Annotated in this window: 12 protein-coding genes, 1 tRNA gene and 1 riboswitch; of the genes, 7 read left to right on the top strand and 6 right to left on the bottom strand. The window is 74.8% G+C overall.

The genetic code is table 11. From position 1 onward, the window contains the following. Positions 1 to 97: 97 nt before the first annotated feature. Both ACFCX4_RS23745 and ACFCX4_RS23740 read right to left on the bottom strand, forming a co-directional pair. Positions 98 to 1,597 carry an aminopeptidase P family protein gene (locus ACFCX4_RS23745; protein WP_376145658.1) on the bottom strand — a complete coding sequence of 500 codons (1,500 nt, stop codon included), beginning with the start codon at positions 1,595 to 1,597 and terminating at the stop codon, positions 98 to 100. 190 nt (positions 1,598 to 1,787) lie between these two features. Further along, positions 1,788 to 3,386, bottom strand: a complete 1,599-nt coding sequence (locus ACFCX4_RS23740; protein ID WP_376145655.1) for a SpoIIE family protein phosphatase — start codon at positions 3,384 to 3,386, stop codon at positions 1,788 to 1,790. Between the two features lie 744 nt (positions 3,387 to 4,130). Here ACFCX4_RS23740 and ACFCX4_RS23735 point away from each other — a divergent pair. After that, complete coding sequence (locus tag ACFCX4_RS23735) at positions 4,131 to 4,787, top strand: bifunctional DNA primase/polymerase (protein ID WP_376145652.1); 657 nt, start codon at positions 4,131 to 4,133, stop codon at positions 4,785 to 4,787. 253 nt (positions 4,788 to 5,040) lie between these two features. On the opposite strand, the gene ACFCX4_RS23730 is transcribed toward ACFCX4_RS23735, so the two are convergent. The 4 genes from ACFCX4_RS23730 to ACFCX4_RS23715 form a co-directional block, all read right to left on the bottom strand. After that, positions 5,041 to 6,027, bottom strand: a complete 987-nt coding sequence (locus ACFCX4_RS23730) for a DUF5926 family protein (RefSeq protein WP_376145649.1) — start codon at positions 6,025 to 6,027, stop codon at positions 5,041 to 5,043. 247 nt (positions 6,028 to 6,274) lie between these two features. Further along, a complete protein-coding gene (locus ACFCX4_RS23725) occupies positions 6,275 to 6,694 on the bottom strand; it encodes a hypothetical protein (RefSeq protein ID WP_376145647.1) in 420 nt (139 codons plus the stop codon). 427 nt (positions 6,695 to 7,121) lie between these two features. Then, positions 7,122 to 7,976, bottom strand: coding sequence for a glycerophosphodiester phosphodiesterase family protein (locus ACFCX4_RS23720; RefSeq protein ID WP_376145644.1), 855 nt, complete (start codon positions 7,974 to 7,976; stop codon positions 7,122 to 7,124). A gap of 138 nt (positions 7,977 to 8,114) precedes the next feature. Further along, positions 8,115 to 9,578, bottom strand: coding sequence for a purine-cytosine permease family protein (locus tag ACFCX4_RS23715; protein ID WP_376145641.1), 1,464 nt, complete (start codon positions 9,576 to 9,578; stop codon positions 8,115 to 8,117). After that, positions 9,571 to 9,719, bottom strand: a riboswitch (TPP riboswitch). It overlaps the preceding gene by 8 nt. Before the next feature lie 251 nt (positions 9,720 to 9,970). Between ACFCX4_RS23715 and ACFCX4_RS23710 the strand changes: the two genes are divergently transcribed. From ACFCX4_RS23710 to ACFCX4_RS23685, 6 genes are all read left to right on the top strand, one after another. After that, positions 9,971 to 11,743, top strand: coding sequence for a S1C family serine protease (locus tag ACFCX4_RS23710; RefSeq protein ID WP_376145638.1), 1,773 nt, complete (start codon positions 9,971 to 9,973; stop codon positions 11,741 to 11,743). 66 nt (positions 11,744 to 11,809) lie between these two features. After that, positions 11,810 to 11,897, top strand: a tRNA-Ser gene (locus tag ACFCX4_RS23705). Positions 11,898 to 12,128: 231 nt separating this feature from the next. After that, on the top strand, positions 12,129 to 13,268 hold the full coding sequence (locus tag ACFCX4_RS23700) for a peptidoglycan-binding protein (RefSeq protein WP_376145635.1): 1,140 nt from the start codon (positions 12,129 to 12,131) through the stop codon (positions 13,266 to 13,268). A gap of 93 nt (positions 13,269 to 13,361) precedes the next feature. Next, a complete protein-coding gene (locus ACFCX4_RS23695) occupies positions 13,362 to 14,195 on the top strand; it encodes a MerR family transcriptional regulator (protein ID WP_376145632.1) in 834 nt (277 codons plus the stop codon). 278 nt (positions 14,196 to 14,473) lie between these two features. Then, complete coding sequence (locus ACFCX4_RS23690) at positions 14,474 to 15,838, top strand: FAD-binding oxidoreductase (RefSeq protein WP_376145629.1); 1,365 nt, start codon at positions 14,474 to 14,476, stop codon at positions 15,836 to 15,838. A 461-nt stretch (positions 15,839 to 16,299) separates the two neighbouring features. After that, a complete protein-coding gene (locus ACFCX4_RS23685; RefSeq protein WP_376145626.1) occupies positions 16,300 to 16,629 on the top strand; it encodes a hypothetical protein in 330 nt (109 codons plus the stop codon). Positions 16,630 to 16,963 lie beyond the last annotated feature (334 nt).

Genomic DNA, 16,963 nt, shown 5'->3' with positions numbered 1-16,963 from the left:
GTCCGGCCCCCACTGCTCGGGGGCCGGACCGCCGGCGGCCCGTCCGGGCCGGACCCGGCCCGGAAGGTGCAGGGATCAGGCCCGGACGGTGCGGGGATCAGGCCAGCGAGGCCATCCACGCCTCGACGTCCTCCGACCGGCGCGGCAGGCCGGCCGAGAGGTTCTCGTTGCCGTCCGCGGTGACCAGGATGTCGTCCTCGATCCGCACGCCGATGCCGCGGTACTCCTCCGGGACGGTCAGGTCGTCCTGCTGGAAGTAGAGGCCCGGCTCGACGGTGAGCACCATGCCCGGCACCAGCAGCGCGTCGACGTGCTCCTCAGTGCGCGAGTGGGCGCAGTCGTGGACGTCCAGGCCGAGCATGTGGCCGGTGCCGTGCAGGGTCCAGCGCCGCTGCAGGCCGAGCTCCAGGACCTTCTCGACGTCGTGGACCGAGCTGTCCAGCAGGCCCCAGGCGAGCAGCCGCTCGGCGAGCACCCGCTGCGAGGCGTCGTGGAAGTCGCGGAACCGGGCGCCGGGCTTCACGGCCGCGATGCCGGCCTCCTGGGCGTCGTGGACCGCGTCGTAGATCTTCCGCTGGAGGTCGTCGAAGCGCCCGTTGATCGGCAGGGTGCGGGTGACGTCGGCGGTGTAGAGGGTGTTGGTCTCCACGCCGGCGTCCAGCAGCAGCAGCTCGCCGGGGCGGACCTCGCCGTCGTTGCGCACCCAGTGCAGGGTGGTGGCGTGCGGGCCGGCGGCGCAGATCGAGCCGTAGCCGACGTCGTTGCCCTCGACGCGGGCGCGGCGCCAGAAGGTGCCCTCGATCCAGCGCTCGGAGGTGGCGACGGCCTGGCCGAGCTCGCGCACGCAGTCGGTGAAGCCCTTGACGGTGGCGGTGCAGGCGGCGCGCAGCTCGCCGATCTCCCACTCGTCCTTGACCAGCCGCAGGCCGCTCAGGAACTCCTTGAGCTCGGCGTCCCGGTCGGCGTCCAGCACCTCGGCGAGCACGGCCTCCAGGCCGGCGTCGTAGCCGCGGACGATCCGGGTCGGCACGCCGTCCCGGACCCGCTCGGCGAGCTCGTCGGCGGCCTTGCGGACGTCGCGGACCGGCAGGCCGAGCAGCTGCTCCTGCTCGGCGAGGCTGTGCCGGCGGCCGACCCACAGCTCGCCGTAGCCGTCCAGCCAGAACTCGCCGTTCCCGCGGTCGGAGCGGGGCAGCAGGTAGAGCGCGAAGTCGTGGCCGGTGTCCCCGGTGGGCTCGGCGACCAGGACGGCGTCCTCGGTCCGGTCACCGGTGAGGTGCACGTACTCGCTGGCGGCGCGGAAGTCGTAGTCGGTGTCGTTGGACCGGACCTTGAGGGTGCCGGCCGGGACGACCAGGCGCACGCCCGGGTGGGCGGCGGAGAGCCTGGCGCGGCGCTCGGCGGCGTACGGGGCCTGCGGGACCGGGGTCAGGCCGTGCAGCTCGGTGTCGGCCCAGCCGGTCTTCATCGAGGCGGCCAGCTCGTCGGAGACCTCGGAGTACAGGCCGTTCTTGCGGCCCTTGAACTGCTGGGGTTCCTCGTCGCCGCCGGCGGCCTCGGGGTTCTCGGCCACCGCCGGGGTGCGGTCCTCGGTCACGTACGTCGCCTCCTTGCGCGTGGTGCCGCCCGGGGCGTGTCGGATCACGACACGGGTGGGCGGCCGTGCGTCCATGGTACGGACGCCCGGCCGACCGCCCGTTCGGACCTCGCCCGGCCGTTCGTCGACCCGTGGGCCCGGCCGTTCGCCGACCCGTTCGCCGACCCGTGCGGGAGGGCGGGTCGGCCGGCTACTCGAAGCGCGCCGCGAGCAGCGTCAGGTCGTCGGTGGCAGGGGCGGCCGGTGCGTGCGCCTCCCGCTCCGCCGCGGCCGACAGCAGGTGCGCGCAGAGCCGGTCGGGGTCGGTCCGGACGTCGCGCGGGGCGTCGGCGGCGGCCCGGCGCAGCCCGGCCTGCCCGGCGTGCAGGGTCGGGCCGAAGCGGCGGGCCAGGCCCTCGGTGCAGAGGACCAGCGTGTCACCGCGCTCGGCCGTGAACTCGACGCCGGGCGCCTCCCAGCAGGAGAGCATGCCGAGCGGTGCGGAGAGCGAGGTCTCCACGAACTCCGCGCCGTACCGGGTGACCAGCACCGGCGGGCAGTGGCCGGCCCCGGCCAGGGTGATCCGCCGGCTCTCCGGGTCCGCCCAGGCGTAGACGGCGGTGGCGGTGCGGGCCGGCTCGGTGGTCTTGAGCAGCAGTTCGAGGTCGCCCAGGACGGACACCGGGTCCTCGCCCTCCAGCACCGCGTACGCCCGCAGCGCGGCCCGGACCCGGCCCATCGCGGCGGCGGCGCCCGGGGCGGAGCCCGGTCCGGCGCCGGGGCCGTCGCCGGAGACCGAGCCGACGGTGAGGCCGACGGTGCCGTCCGGCAGCGGGATGGCGTCGTACCAGTCGCTGCCGCAGGAGCGGTCCAGGCCGGCCGGGACGAGCCGGGCGGCCAGCCGCAGGCCGGCGGGCCGGGGGAGGCGGTCGGGGAGCAGGCCGCGGCGCAGCGCCTCGGTGGTGCGCCGGACCTTCTCCGCCTCCAGCTGCTTGGCGAGCAGCGGGGCGGCGATCCCGCAGTAGCGGCGGACCAGGTCGCGGTGGCGGCCGGCCGGCTCGGCGGGCCGGTCGTAGAACCAGAGGGCGGCGGCCAGCGGGCCGTCCTCCTCGGTGGCGAGCGGCAGGCCGTAGCAGCCGCCGAGGCCGAGCTGGCCGGCGAGTTCGCGCAGCCGGGCGCCGATCGCGGGGTCGTCGGCGAGGTCGTGCGAGTGGAGCTCGGCGGGCCTGTCGTGGGTGCGCAGCAGCCGGGCGACCAGGCTCTGGTCGGTCGGGACGGTCTCCAGCGAGCCGAGGCTGGCGCGGTCCAGGCCGAGGCCGACCGGCTGGCTGGGGCCGCCGCCGGGCAGCGCGGTGACCAGCAGGGCGCGGTCGGCGCCGAGCAGCGCGGTGCCGGAGGCGAGGACGGCCTCCAGGGTGGCGGCCAGGCCGCGGGCGCGGGCGAGCCGCCCGGTGTGCTCGTGGAGGCTGGTGAAATCGGACAGGTGTGCGGCCAAACGGTCCTGCACGCCGGTGGCGGACGCGGCCGGGTCCGCGCCGCCGGACGCGCCGGGGGCGCCCGGGGCGGGGTTCGCGCCCTCGGTGCCGTCCGCGCATCCGCCGGGGCCGACGGCTCCGCCGTCCGGGTCGCCGGTGCCGTCGGCCGGGCCGCCGCCGGCGGGGGCGCCGCGGTCCCCGGCGCCGTCCGGCAGCTCACCGGCCGCCCGGCCGTCCGGGCCCTGGAAGCCCGGCGGATCGAGCACGGAGAGCCCGCTGGTGCCGCCGGGCTCGACCGGCTCGGCGGAGGTCGACGGTGGGTGGGACTCGGTCATGCCGCCACTCCTGACGCGGTGGTGCGTGTCACGCGGATCATGCGGGAACCCCCCGGGTACGGCCGTTTGGAGCGATCACGGCCAAAAGGGCGTGTTTCGCCTCGATTCGCTACTACTCGTCATTGATCGACAGCAATGCCACCACTTCTACACAGGCCATTCGGGGCATGTCCAGAGTCATGACAAGGCCGGTGACCCGTTCCGCCGCCGGGCGGGCCGGGCCGGGGGGGCGCGTTCCGTCCCGCGTGCGCCGGTCGGCCGCGCCGCGGTCCGGCGGGGCGCGACGCTTCCGCCCGGCGGGCATGGAGCGGCCGGCGAACGGGCAGAACCGGGAGGACGGCTCCGGCGGCCGTCCGGATCGTATGCCCCTGGCGCCGGCCGGCCGGGTCGGCCGGAAGCGACTCACTCGTACGGTGGAACCAATCGCGCCCGGGCGGCGTCCATCCGGTCGCATACGGGATTCTCGTTCCAAGGGCTGTTCTATTCCACAGCCCTTTCACATCGTGCTCCACCACGTGCTCCAGGCCCGCGCCGTCGTCCGCACCGCCGTCCGTACCGCCGCCCGACCCGCCCGCCGCCCGGCTCCGGCCCGGCTCCGGCCCCGGTCCGTTCCCGACCCGGCGCCCGGCCAGGTCCCCCGTACGGCCGCGCGGGCCCGTCCGGCGTCCCCGGGCGCGGGGCGCAGGCCGGTCCGGCGACCGCGGGGCGGAGCCACCGAGCGGTCACGGAAAGGAACGGGTGCCAATGCGCGACAACCCACGGCGCGACGACCCGAGGAGCCGGCCGGCGGTCCGGGCGGCCCGGCTGGCCGGGGCCCTGACGGCCGCCGTCGAACACCGCTGGCCCGTCGTCCCCGGCGCCGTCCTGCTCCCCGGCGGACCCTGCTCCTGCGGCGACCCGGACTGCCCGGTGCCCGGGGCCCATCCGCACGGCCCGCCGCTGCTGGCGGCCACCACCGACGCCCGGATGGTGCGGTGGTGGTGGGAGCGGCGCTGCCCGGACGCCCCGGTGCTGGTCGCGACCGGCCGGACGGTCTCCGCGGTCAGCCTGCCGGCGGCGGCCGGTGCCCGGGCGCTCGCCTACCTCGCCGCCCTGCGGCTGCGGCTCGGTCCGGTGCTGGCGATGCCCGACCGCTACGCGATGCTGGTCGCCCCCTACTCGCTCGACGCACTCGGTGAGATGCTCGTCCAACTCCCCTGGGTGCCCGGATCGTTGCGCTACCACGGGAGCGGCGGCTTCCTGCCGCTGCCGCCCGGCGGCGGGGACGGCGACCGGGTGCGCTGGGTGCTGCCGCCCCGTCAGGGTGCCGACGGCGGGGTCTGGCTTCCGCAGGTCGGTCCGTTGCTGGGCGAGTTGGTGGCGGCGGCGGTCCAGCTGGACAGCGGGCGCTCGGCGTACTGACGCCGCGCCGGGCCGGTGGCGGACTGATCGGGCACGGCCGACCGGCTCCGGCGTGGGGCGTTCGGAAAACAAAAGATCCGGCCGCTGGCGACGGGGGATGCACCAGCGACCGGACTCTTTAGACAGTAACAAGGATCCGCGCCCGCGCCAATTTCCAAGACGCCCTCGTAGCCCGGAAATTGCGGGTCACGGGCGCCAATGTGACGCGTATCACGCCGATCGCCCGGCTGTGCACCGGACTTCCGTCCCGCCTTTAGTTCAGGGTCACCTGACGGTTCACCAGGTTGGCGCGGGCCCTGCGCTCGTCGGCGGTGAGCGGGGCCGGGTCGGCGAGCGTCGCGGCGAGCCGTTCGGCGAACTCGGCGGCCGGCTTCTCGCAGTCGGCCGCGGTCATCGCGAGCGGCAGGTCCCAGACCGGCACGGTCAGGCCGTGCGCCCGGAACGAGCCGACCAGGCGGGTGTCCGGGCCGATCGCGGACTGCTCGGCGGCGGTCAGCCGGGCCAGCGCGTCCAGCAGCTGCTCCTCCGGGACGGTCATCACCCAGCGGAGGTGGTTCTTCTCCGGGGTGCCGCACCAGTAGGCGGAGTCGACGCTGTCGAGCTTCTCGGTGGGGATCGCCGAGGCGTTGGCGCGCTCCAGCGAGGCGGCCACCTCGCCGGTCGCGGTCTCCGCGTCCTCCAGCCAGAACTCGAAGCCGGTGTGCACGGCCGGCTCGAAGGCGGCGGTGGTGTCCAGCAGGTCCTGCAGGCGGCGGCCGCCCGGCACGGTGCGGCGGGCCGGCACCGGGGAGCCCGGCTCGGCGGCCAGCGCCAGCTCCAGGGCGTCCGCGAGGTCGCGGCTCAGGTCGCCGGAGGCGGACTGGGTCTGCAGGCCCAGCAGGATCGAGCCGTCCTGGCGGCGCAGCGCGGGCCAGGCCAGCGGCAGCACGGTGGCGAGGGTCACCGAAGGCACCTCGCCGGTGGCGCCCTCGGCCACCCCGGCGGCCAGCGTCAGCGGCACGGTGGCGGCGGGCACCAGCTCGCGCAGCGCGACCCAGTCCGCCTCGCCCGCCAGGCCCTCGAACGGACGGTGCACCAGCTCCTGGACCGCGTGCGAGGCCTCCCGGCCGTGGCAGGCCTTGTAGCGGCGGCCGGAGCCGCAGGGGCAGTTCTCACGGGCCCCGACCACGGGGATCTCGCCCGTGACGGCGGGGGTGGACTGGCTGCGCTGCGGCGCCTTCTTGGCGGCCTTCTTGCCCATGGTGCGGCTCTCCCGGGAACGGTGGTGTTGTGCTCCCGGCAGCCTACTGACGTTCCCCGGGCGCGTGGGCGTGCGCCGGGGCGCGGGCGCCGCACCGCCCGCCGCCGGGCCGCCGCCGCGGTGCCCGGCGGGCCGGGACCGCTTCGCGCCGTTCCGTCGGGCCGCTCCCTGCCGCTCCGTACCCTCTCGACCGCGCTGCTCCGCGCCGTGTCGTACCGCTCCGTACCGCCGGGACCGTTCGGGGCCGTCAGGCGCCGTGGTGCCCGCCGGCCGGCCGCCGGGCGTGCCGGGCCCGGGCCGGCAGTGCCGCCCAGACCGTCACCTCGCCCGGGGCGTCGCGCACGCCCCAGTCGCTCGCCAGCTGGTCCACGATGCTCAGGCCGCGGCCGCCGTGCGAGGTGAGCGAGGGGCTGGACGGCGACGGCCGGGTCTGCGCCCCGCCGTCGGTCACCTCCAGGGTGAGCACGCCGTCGGCGTGCATCTGCCAGCGGACCAGGACGCCACCGGTGTCCTCGCCGTCGTCGCCCGGTGCGGCGGCCGGTCCGGACAGTCCGGCCGCCCGGGTCGGTCCGCCGACCAGCAGCGGCTCGACGGCCCCGGTCCGGGCGCCCCGGCCGAGCGCGGGCAGTGGCCCGAGCGGCCGGGCATAGCGACACGCGTTGCTCAAAAGTTCGGAAAGGATCAGAACAGCATCATCAATGACCGGTTCCGGTATCTCGCGGTCTCCCAGATCTCGACGCAGTCGGCGCCGCGCGACCCCGACACTCGCTGGGCCGTGCGGCACTGCCATGGTCGATGAAGTCGGCACTTCACGCGCCACCATCAACGCCACCCCCGGACCTCCTTCAGCGTATGCCGAGGGATGGATGCCCCTTGGCAATACGTCGGAAACGACCGCGTGACGATCCCGCGCGGACATTTCAGGCCCGTCCACCGACGGTGCGCGACAGGTGATTCGGTGCTCACCCTCCGTCGTGAAACTGTATGAATTGCGCCAGAAATCGTCGGCGAAAGGTTTGAGTCCCTACCAAGACCATCAACGGGAAACGGTGGTTGAACGGTTCACCACAGGCACACCACGGGTCACCCGGGACTCAGCGGCCCAACTGGGCCAGCACCTCGGCCGGGCGGTTGGTGATGATCGCGGACACCCCGAGCTCCAAGCACAGCTCGACGTCGGCCGGCTCGTCCACCGTCCACACGTGCACCTGGTGGCCCAGCCCGCGCAGCCTGGTCACCAGCCCCGGCCGGGCCCGCACCAGGTCGATGCCCGGCCCGGCGATCCGCGCCCCGCCGGGCAGCGGCGCGCCCGGGCGCAGCCGTCCGCGCAGCGCCAGACCACGCTCGAACAGGAACACCCGGGGGTACTGCGGCGCGGCCGCCGCCACCCGGGCCAGCGCGATCGACGAGAAGCTCATGATCCGGGCGCCGACGCCGTGGCCCGCCGCCGTCCCGGTGCCGCCGGCACCCGCCGGGCCCGCGGCGCCGATCCCGAACCGGTCCAGCGTCCGCAGCAGCTCGGACTCCACCCGGCCGCGGAACCGCACCGGGTGCTTGGTCTCGATCGCGAGGTCCACCGGGCGCCCGGAGTCCACGACCAGCTCCAGCAGGCTCTCCAGCCGCAGCACTCCGCGCAGCTCCGGGTCCTCGCTCGGCCGGCCGGTCTTCCAGGCGCCGAAGTCGTGCGCCTCCAGCTCGGCCAGTGTCATCGCGGACACCGTGCCCCGGCCGTCGGAGACCCGGCCGATCCGTCGGTCGTGCACGCAGACCAGCTGCCCGTCGGCGGTCACCCGCACGTCGCACTCCAGGGCGTCCGCCCCCTCGGTGAGCGCCCGGCGGTAGGCGGCGAGGGTGTGCTCGGGCAGGGCGTGCGAGGAACCGCGGTGGGCGATCACCTGGACGGGCGGCGCGGTGCGGGCCGTCGCGGGCGAGACATCTGGGCTGGTCACACCCCCCACGATAGGCGGCGCAGATGACACGGAGGCGAAGACGGTCCCAACCCGGGGGGCCGTCTTCGCCTCCGTGCCCGGCGTCCGCCGGGGCTCCGTCCACCGCCCGCCCGATGCCCGGCGGGCGCCTGCGCGGCGTCAGCGCGCCGCGTTCTCCCGGCCCCGGGTGAACGGGGTGAGCGCCCAGGTGGCCAGCGCCGGAACCAGGAAGCCGAACAGCGAGGCCGAGGTCCACTCCTGCGGGGTGAAGTGCAGCGCCTCCTGCGCGGAGGTCCACAGGTCCGTCCACCAGCCGGCCACCGCGGTCGGCGCGATCAGCTGGTAGGCGGCGAAGCCCAGCGCCCACGGCAGCAGCATCAGCCACCGGGACGGCGCGTCGGCCGAGAGGTTCCAGCCGCGCCGCCCCGCGCCGAGGAAGTAGTCGACCGCGAGCACCGCGAACATCGGCACGAAGACCGAGCCGATCAGCCCGAGGAAGGCGTAGTAGGAGTCGGTGAACTCGGTGATCTGCAGTGCCAGCACGGTGATCAGCACGCCGGTGCCGCCGGTCAGCACCCGGCGGTCGACCTTCGGCAGCAGGTTGTGGACCGACATCGCGGTCGAGTACACGTTCGCGAAGGACTGGTCGGTCTCGCGCAGCACCAGCACCAGCAGGAACAGCCAGCCGGCCCACACGCCCAGGAAGGAGTCGAAGATCCGGCCCGGGTCCCCGTCCGCCTGCAGCAGCGCCAGCAGACCGAGCACGTAGCACCAGACCTGCGCCACCGTGTAGCCGGTGAAGCTGCCCCAGAACGCCGAGCCCGGGGTGCGCGAGTGCCGGGTGTAGTCGGCGGCGAGCGGCACGAAGGAGATCGACACCGCGATCATCGCGTCGGTCGCCTTCAGGAAGCCGTGCCAGTTGCCCGCCCCCGGGTCCGGCACGCCGTGCCGGCCGAGCTGGACGGTGAGGTACACCATCGCCACCGCCACCGCGATCGCGACGAAGCGGCGAAGCACCGCGATCGCGCCGAGCGGCCAGATGGTCAGCGCGGTGGTCACCGCGCCGGCCAGCACGACGAAGACCCAGCGGTAGCCCTCGGTGCCGACGACGGTCTGCGCGCCGAGCGCGATCGTCAGCAGCTCGTAGACGCCCCAACCGATGCACTGGACGATGTTGAGCACCGTCGGCACGTAGGACAGCCGGGTGCCGAACAGCCCGCGCAGGTTCGCCATGGCGGGCGCGCCGGTCCGGGCGCCGATCAGCGCGGCCACGCCGAGCATCGCGGTGCCGACCACGGTGCCGGCCACGATCGCGGTGACGGCGGCGGCCAGCGACAGCTCGCTGCCCTTGGCGCCGAGCACGGTCGCGGCGGTGGTGAAGCCGATCAGCGAGACGCCGAGGTTCATCCAGAGCGCGAAGTGGTCGCGGAAGCGGAGGGTGCGGGGCGGCTCGGTGTCGAGCACCAGCGGCGCCTCGACCCGGGCCGCGGGCTCCAGGACGGCGGTCGCCGTCCCGGCGGGGCCCCCGGGGGAACCGGGGACGGTGCCCGGCGCGTCCTGCGCGGGGGGGACGTTCCGGGACGCGGGCGCGCCCGAGGACGAGGATGGCGGAACAGGCGGCATGGCCGATATCTCCCTACGCCGGCATTACCCGGACAGGTTCCGGCGGTCTGCGCCCCCTCGACGGCCGTCCACGGGGTCCGTGGCGTACGGTCGACCGGCGCACTCTCAGCCTGGTGGGTCCAAGCTCCCGCGTGTCAGTTCGGAGCGACAGGCTAGCCGTCGCGGGGGAGAACTCCAAGGTCGGCCGGGTCGGCGGGCGGCCGTCCGGTGCCGCCGGGCCCGTCCGGCGGGCGGTCCGGCCGGCGGCTGACCTGCTGGCGACCGGCCGCCGACCGGCGGCTGTCTGGCCGGGCTAAGGATTCTTATGAGTTCTTCAGAAGGGTCCTTACGGCAATCGAATCGGGTGTGCGAAAAACTATGGTTGTTGGTCCTGTCAGCTATGGAGGTCGTCCGTGAGCACCGAGCGCGAGGTTGGGTCCACCGGGTCGCAGGGGGAGCAGCCCTCCGGCGGCCAGGGGGTGGTGGGTTCCGCTTCCGACGGTCCGGCGCAGCAGTCTGCGGCCGGTCCCGTCGCGGCCCCCTCCCCCGCACCGACGCCCGCAGCAGGCCAGTCGTCCCAGCCGGCCCCGGCCGCCGAGGGGGGTTCCGGCGGTTTCACGCCCACCCTGGCCTTCGGCAAGGTCGGCACCCCCGAGCCGGTGGCCCCGTCCGCCCCGCCGGCGCCCGTCGCCCCGGCCCCGGCCGCCGAGCACGGGTACCTGGACGCCCCGCCGCCGGTCCTGCCGCCGGCCCCGGCCGCGCCGGCCGTGCCCGCCGACCCGTACGGCGGCAACCCGTACGCCACCCCGGCCCCCGGCACGCCGGTGCCCCCGGCGCTCGCCGCGCACGACCCGTTCGCCGCGCCGGGCGGCGCGCCGCAGGGCGCGTACCCGACCGGCCAGCACCCGACCGGCCAGCACCACCCGTTCGGCGCCGGGCAGCCGCTCGGCGGCTGGGGCTCGCACGACATCACCCCGGGCGCGCCCGGCGGCCCCGGTGGCCCCGGGGGCCCGCTCGGCTACCCGGGCGAGTACCCCGGCGCGCCCGTCCCCGGCGGCCCGCGCAAGAAGCGCGGCGGCCTGATCGCCCTGGTCGCGGCCGTCGCCCTGGTGGCCGGCGTGGCCGGCGGCGCGGTCGGCGTGGCCGTCGCGGACCGCGACGGCACCACCCTCGGCTCCAGGGCCGACCGCAGCTCCACCACCGTCCAGGCCAACAACTCCCAGAAGAACGAGCCCGCCCCGGGCTCGGTGGCCGGCATCGCGCAGAAGGCGCTGCCCAGCGTCGTCACCATCAAGGCCCAGGGCAACGGCGAGTCCGGCACCGGTACCGGCTTCGTCTTCGACACCGAGGGTCACATCCTCACCAACAACCACGTGGTCGCGCCCGCCTCCAGCGGCGGCAAGCTGACCGTCAAGTTCGCCGACGGCAGCGCCTACGGCGCCTCCGTGCTCGGCCGCGCCGAGGGCTACGACGTCGCCGTCATCAAGCTCGACAGCCCGCCCAAGGGCAAGCTGACGCCGCTCCCGCTGGCCGACTCCGACAAGGTCAACGTCGGCGACTCCACCATCGCCATCGGCGCGCCGTACGGCCTGGAGTCCACCGTCACCACCGGCATCATCAGCGCCAAGGACCGCCCGGTCGCCTCCGGCGACGAGACCGGCGCGCAGTCCTCCTACATGAACGCGCTGCAGACCGACGCCTCGATCAACCCCGGCAACTCCGGCGGCCCGCTGCTCGACTCCGGCGGCGGGGTGATCGGCATCAACTCGGCGATCCAGTCCAACGCCTCCAGCAACGGCCGGGCCGGCTCCATCGGCCTCGGCTTCGCGATCCCGATCAACCAGGCCAAGTGGGTCGCCGACACCCTGATCAAGACCGGCAAGCCGGTCTACGCCAAGCTCGACGTGCTGCGCAACGACGACTACAAGGGCGACGGCGCGCAGATCCAGACCCGCGACATCCAGGGCCAGCCGGCCGTCACCCCCGGCGGCGCCGCCGACAAGGCCGGCCTCAAGCCCGGCGACGTCATCACCAAGCTCGGCGGCTCCCCGATCGAGAACGGCCCCGCCCTGGTCAGCAAGATCTGGACGCACAAGCCGGGCGAGACCGTCGACGTCGAGTACACCCGCAACGGCCAGACCTTCAACACCAAGGTCACCCTCAGCGAGCGCGTCGGCGACAACTGACCCCCGCCCACCCCCCGAAACCCGGTGCACCGAACCCCGCCGGACCCGTTAGGCTGACCTCCGCCTGGAGAGCTGCCCGAGCGGCCTAAGGGAACAGTCTTGAAAACTGTCGTGCGGTGACCCCGTACCGTGGGTTCGAATCCCACGCTCTCCGCCGGTAGGAGAAGAAACACCTGCTCAAGGCGGGTGCCGACCTGAGGTCGGCACCCGCCTTCGTGCTTTTCCGGGGCGGGGGTGGGGTGGATGGCGGGGGGGGAGCGGGGGTGGGGTTGTCCGTATTCACCTGAACGGGGGGTTTGGGGTGGATGCGTCCTCCGGTGGGGGGTCCGGGGTCGTCTTCCGGGCGTAAGGGGCGAACTGCCCTGGGCCCGGCAAGGAGAGACGCATGGCCTGGTACCCCGGCGCGGAGAAGATGGAGCTCCAGCCCGAGTCGGACGAGCAGCCGGCGATCACGCCGACGCAGGTGATCTTCCACAGTGTGGCGGCGCCGTGGACGCCGCGGCGGATGTACGAGTACTGGAGGGACTCCACCAACCTGGAGTCGCACTTCGGGATCGGGTACGACGGCTGCGTGGGGCAGTTCGTCGGCACCGAGACCCGGGCCGACGCCAACATGCGCGCCAACCGCCGGGCCGACGGCACGGGTGCGGTGAGCGTGGAGACGGCCAGCGACGACCAGAGCACCGACCCGTGGACGGACGCCCAGGTGGCGGCGCTCGTCACGCTCGGGGTGTGGCTGCACCAGCGGCACGGCATCCCGCTGCGGATCTGTCAGGAGTGGGACGCGCCCGGCTTCGGGGTGCACCGGATGTTCCCCGAGTGGTCGGACGGCGGCACGGCCTGCCCGGGGGACGTCCGGGCCCGGCAGTTCCGCGAGACCGTCCTGCCCGGCATCGCCGCGGTGGCCGGCGGCGGGCCGCTGCCCGCGCCGGCGCCCCCGCCCGCCCCGGTGCCCACGCCGCGCGGGGACTCCGGTCCCGCCCGGTACCGGGTGACCGTCAACGGGCTGGAGTACGGCTACGGCGCGCACGGACCCCAGGTCAGGGAGGTTGGCGAGGCGCTCGTCCGGCAGGGCTACGGGCGGCACTACCAGTCCGGTCCGGACGAGGACTGGCGGGACGCCGACACCCTCAACTACCAGGACTTCCAGCGCGGTCTGGGGTACTCGGGACCGGACGCCGACGGTGTGCCGGGGGAGGCGTCGCTGCGCCGGCTGCTGGGCCGGCTGCCCTCGGCGCGGCGGGTCTCGCTCGCCCACGTGGTCGCGGCCGCGCGCACCGACCCGGGGGCCGAGCAGGGGCACCAGACGTACGGGGGCGAGGTCCGGATCGTCGAGCAGGCCCTCGCGGACGAGGGGTACCTGGAGCAGCGCTGGGTGGACGGTTCGCTCGGCACCCGGACGGTGCAGGCGTACGCCGCGTTCCAGCGCAGCCTCGGCTACACGGGGTCGGACGCCAACGGCATCCCCGGCCAGCGCAGCCTCCGGGCACTGGGGGAGCGCAGGGGGTTCGACGTGACGGACTGAGCCGTCCCGCCGGGGCGCGGGCCGGGGCGGCGGGCGGGCGGAGGGGCCGGTGCTTGACCGTGACACCGTGTGAGGGTCTGCACTGGAGGAACCATGTTGAACATCGGAGACTTCGCCAAGCACGGCCGGGTGTCGGTCCGCATGCTGCGTCACTACGACGCCGTCGGACTGCTCCGGCCGGCCCGGGTCGACCCGGTCAGCGGCTACCGCTGCTACGAGGCGGCCCAACTGGCCCGGCTCAACCGGGTCATCGCCCTCAAGGACCTCGGCTTCACGCTCCAGCAGGTGCGGGCCGTCCTGGACGAGGAGGTGGACACGGCCGAGCTGCGCGGGATGCTGCGGCTGCGGCGGGCCGAGCTCGCCGCGGCCATGGCGGCCGACGCCGAGCGGCTGGCCCGGGTGGAGGCGAGGCTCCGGACGATCGAGAGCGAGGGGACCATGTCCGCGCAGGATGTCGTGGTGAAGCGGGTGCCGCCGGTGCGGGTGGCCGAGCTGACGGGGGTCGCGGCGAGCTACGAGCCGCAGGACGTCGGGCCGGTGGTCGGGCCGCTGTTCGACGAGCTCTGCGGTCGGCTGGCGGCGGCCGGGATCGCCCACGCCGGGCCGTCGGTCGCCCGTTACGAGGACACCGGGGAGGGCGACGGCTCGGTGCTGGTCCGGGTGGCCGTGCCGGTCCCCGCGGGGGTCGGTCCGTCCGGGGAGCACGGCTTCGGGCTGGTCGACCTCCCGGCCGTCGAGGAAGCGGCGACCGTGGTGCACCGGGGGCCGCTGGAGGACTCCCTCGGCTCCGTCCAGGCGCTGGCGCGCTTCATCGGGGACAACGGGTACCGCTCGGCCGGGTACGCCCGGGAGGTCTACCTGGAGTGCCCGGAGGACCCTGCCGACTGGGTGACGGAGCTGCAGGAACCGGTGGTGCGCGGCCAGTAGGACCGGCCGGACGCCCGGACGCCCGGCCGGAGCCGCTTGCCCTGAAGCCGGACGAGGGTGTCCTGACGCCCGCCCCGCCCACGAGGGCCGCCCAGCCCAGCCCAGCCCCGCCCCGGACCGGCGCGACGCCGCCCGGGCCCGGGGCGGGTACTTGCCGGGTGGGCGGTCGGCGGGCAGAGTGCGAGGGCCGGGCGCGCTCGGACGGCCGCGGGCGGCCCGGTCCGGCCGCCACCCGGCGGGACGACCGGCGATGACCCGCGGCACGAGCGGAGGCGGCGATGAGCGACCTGACGGACCGGCTGGCGGAGGGCCTCCCGCCCGGGGCCGTGGCGGTGGACCCGGACGTGACGGCCGCCTACCGCCACGACATGGCGGACTTCTGCCCGGCCGGCACCCCCGCCGTGGTCGTCTTCCCGGAGACGGTCGAGCAGGTGCAGCACGTCATGCGGACCGCGACCGGGCTGCGCGTCCCGGTGGTCCCGCAGGGCGCCCGGACCGGGCTGTCCGGCGCGGCCAACGCGATCGACGGCTGCATCGTGCTGTCGATGGTGAGGATGAACCGGATCCTGGAGCTCGACCCGGTGAACCGGATCGCGGTGGTCGAGCCGGGCGTGGTCAACGCCGAGCTCTCCCGGGCCGCCGCTGCCTCGGGACTGGCCTACCCGCCCGACCCGTCGAGCTGGGAGTCCTGCACGATCGGCGGCAACATCGGCACCGGCGCCGGCGGGCTCTGCTGCGTCAAGTACGGCGTGACCGGTGAGTACGTGCTCGGTCTCGACGTGGTGCTGGCCGACGGGAGGCTGCTGTCCACCGGCCGCCGGACGGCCAAGGGCGTCGCCGGCTACGACCTGACCCGGCTGCTGGTGGGCTCCGAGGGCACCCTGGGCGTGGTGGTCCGGGCGGTCCTGGCGCTGCGGCCGGCCCCCGCGCCGCAGCTGGCGCTGGCGGCGGAGTTCCCGAGCGCGGCCGCGGCGGGCGCGGCGGTCTGCGAGGTGATGCTGCGCGGTTTCACCCCGTCGCTGATGGAGCTGATGGACGCGGTGAGCGTGCGCGCGGTCAACGAGTTCGGGCGGATGGGGCTGCCGGAGTCCACCCAGGCGCTGCTGCTGGTCGCCTTCGACGGCCCGGACCGGGCGGCCGAGCTGGCCGCGGTGGGGGAACTGTGCCGGGCGGCGGGGGCGACCGAGGTGGTGCCGGCCGACGACCAGGCCGAGTCGGAGCTGCTGCTGGAGGCGCGCCGGCTGGCGCTGCCCGCCCTGGACCGGCTGGGCACCACGATGATCGACGACGTGGCGGTGCCGCGCTCACGGCTGGCCGAGATGCTGGACGGTGTCGCGGCGATCGCCGAGCGGCACGGGCTGACCATCGGGGTGGTGAGCCACGCGGGCGACGGCAACACCCATCCGATCGTCATCTTCGACGCCGCGGACGCCGAGCAGTCGGCCCGGGCGCAGCGTTCGTTCGACGAGATCATGGCGCTGGGGCTCGAACTGGGCGGCACGATCACCGGCGAGCACGGGGTGGGGCTGCTCAAGCGCGAGTGGCTGGCGCGGGAGCTCGGTCCGGTGGCGATGGACCTGCAGCGGCAGCTGAAGGCCGTCTTCGACCCGCTGGGCATCCTCAACCCCGGCAAGGCGGTCTGAGGCCGGCTCCCGTTCCGGCGCGGGTTCCGCTCCGATTCCGGGGGCGACAGCGGAAAAGCGATCGACCGATTGTCGGACTTCTGCCGAACCGGAATTGTCGACACGGTGGCGCCACCGCACCGCGAGGGGGCGCGTTCCTGGCATTCGTGCGCCAGGGTGGTGCGCCGATTTGTCGATGCGTGCTCCACGCGCCTTCTCCGTGCGCTCGGTCGTGTTGCGTCCGTCGGTCGCGCCCCAGGTGGGAGCGGATGTGCCGGACTGCGGGCCGGGTCGTCGGCGGTTATGCGCCGACCGGCCGGATATCCCCCTAACGGGCGAAAAGGTCGCGTGGAGGTGGTGCTTTGTCGATTTGTTGCGCAAGTCTGGCTCTCGGCGTCGCAGCCGCGGGTGTTCGTCTGGCCGGCGAACCCTCGCAGAAATCACTTATGCCAGGCACGATTATCGTTTTTTTGGAGGCTCCCATGGCTCGCATCCGAACCCGGAGGACGGTCGCTCTTCTGCTGGCGGCCCCGCTCGCGGCCGGGCTGCTGCTGGTCGGCGCCGGCGCCGCCGCCGCCGACAACGGCGCACTCGCCGACAACGGCGGCAACAGCAGCGTGGTGTCGAACACCGGCACGGGCAACGTCTTCGGTTCGGTCGACGGCAACCACATCTCCCACCAGCAGACGGCCACCGGCGCGGGTGCCTCGAACCAGGCCAACACCGTCGCGGTGAAGGACAACGCGGGCTCCGTCCTGGCCGGCCAGGCCAACCAGAACTACAACATCCTCTTCGCGCCCGTCCTCGGCTGAGCCCCGCCCGGGAGACCGGGCACCGGAGCGTCCGGGGGACCGGCGCCGACCGGGTGCCGTCGACGGCGGGGGCGCCGCCGACGGACGACCGGGGCCGTCCGGGCCGGAGCGATCGGAACGGGTCGCACGACGACGAAGCAGGGCATCGAACTACGGCAACGAAGTACGACGACGAAGTACGACGACGAAGTACGACGACGAAGCAGCACGACGACGCGCAGCGCACGGCACCACGTGCGACGCACGACACGGCGCGCACGAGGCACGGCGCGCGACCGGGAAGCGGAAAGGGTCACCGCGGACCGGCCCCGTGGGCGGCACCGCAGGTCGGTGC

Origin of the sequence: Kitasatospora sp. NPDC056327, from assembly GCF_042261735.1 — a bacterium.
In the GTDB taxonomy this organism is placed as follows: Bacteria; Actinomycetota; Actinomycetes; order Streptomycetales; family Streptomycetaceae; genus Kitasatospora.
Note: the sequence above shows the minus strand (reverse complement) of the source record. Positions and strands in the feature narration are given on the sequence as shown.

Coding starts and splice junctions, on each gene's coding strand:
- ACFCX4_RS23715 (WP_376145641.1), bottom strand. CDS start 9,578: ATGCCGCCTGTTCCGCCATCCTCGTCCTCGGGCGCGCCCGCGTCCCGG.
- ACFCX4_RS23730 (WP_376145649.1), bottom strand. CDS start 6,027: ATGGGCAAGAAGGCCGCCAAGAAGGCGCCGCAGCGCAGCCAGTCCACC.
- ACFCX4_RS23700 (WP_376145635.1), top strand. CDS start 12,129: ATGGCCTGGTACCCCGGCGCGGAGAAGATGGAGCTCCAGCCCGAGTCG.
- ACFCX4_RS23695 (WP_376145632.1), top strand. CDS start 13,362: ATGTTGAACATCGGAGACTTCGCCAAGCACGGCCGGGTGTCGGTCCGC.
- ACFCX4_RS23685 (WP_376145626.1), top strand. CDS start 16,300: ATGGCTCGCATCCGAACCCGGAGGACGGTCGCTCTTCTGCTGGCGGCC.
- ACFCX4_RS23740 (WP_376145655.1), bottom strand. CDS start 3,386: ATGACCGAGTCCCACCCACCGTCGACCTCCGCCGAGCCGGTCGAGCCC.
- ACFCX4_RS23735 (WP_376145652.1), top strand. CDS start 4,131: ATGCGCGACAACCCACGGCGCGACGACCCGAGGAGCCGGCCGGCGGTC.
- ACFCX4_RS23690 (WP_376145629.1), top strand. CDS start 14,474: ATGAGCGACCTGACGGACCGGCTGGCGGAGGGCCTCCCGCCCGGGGCC.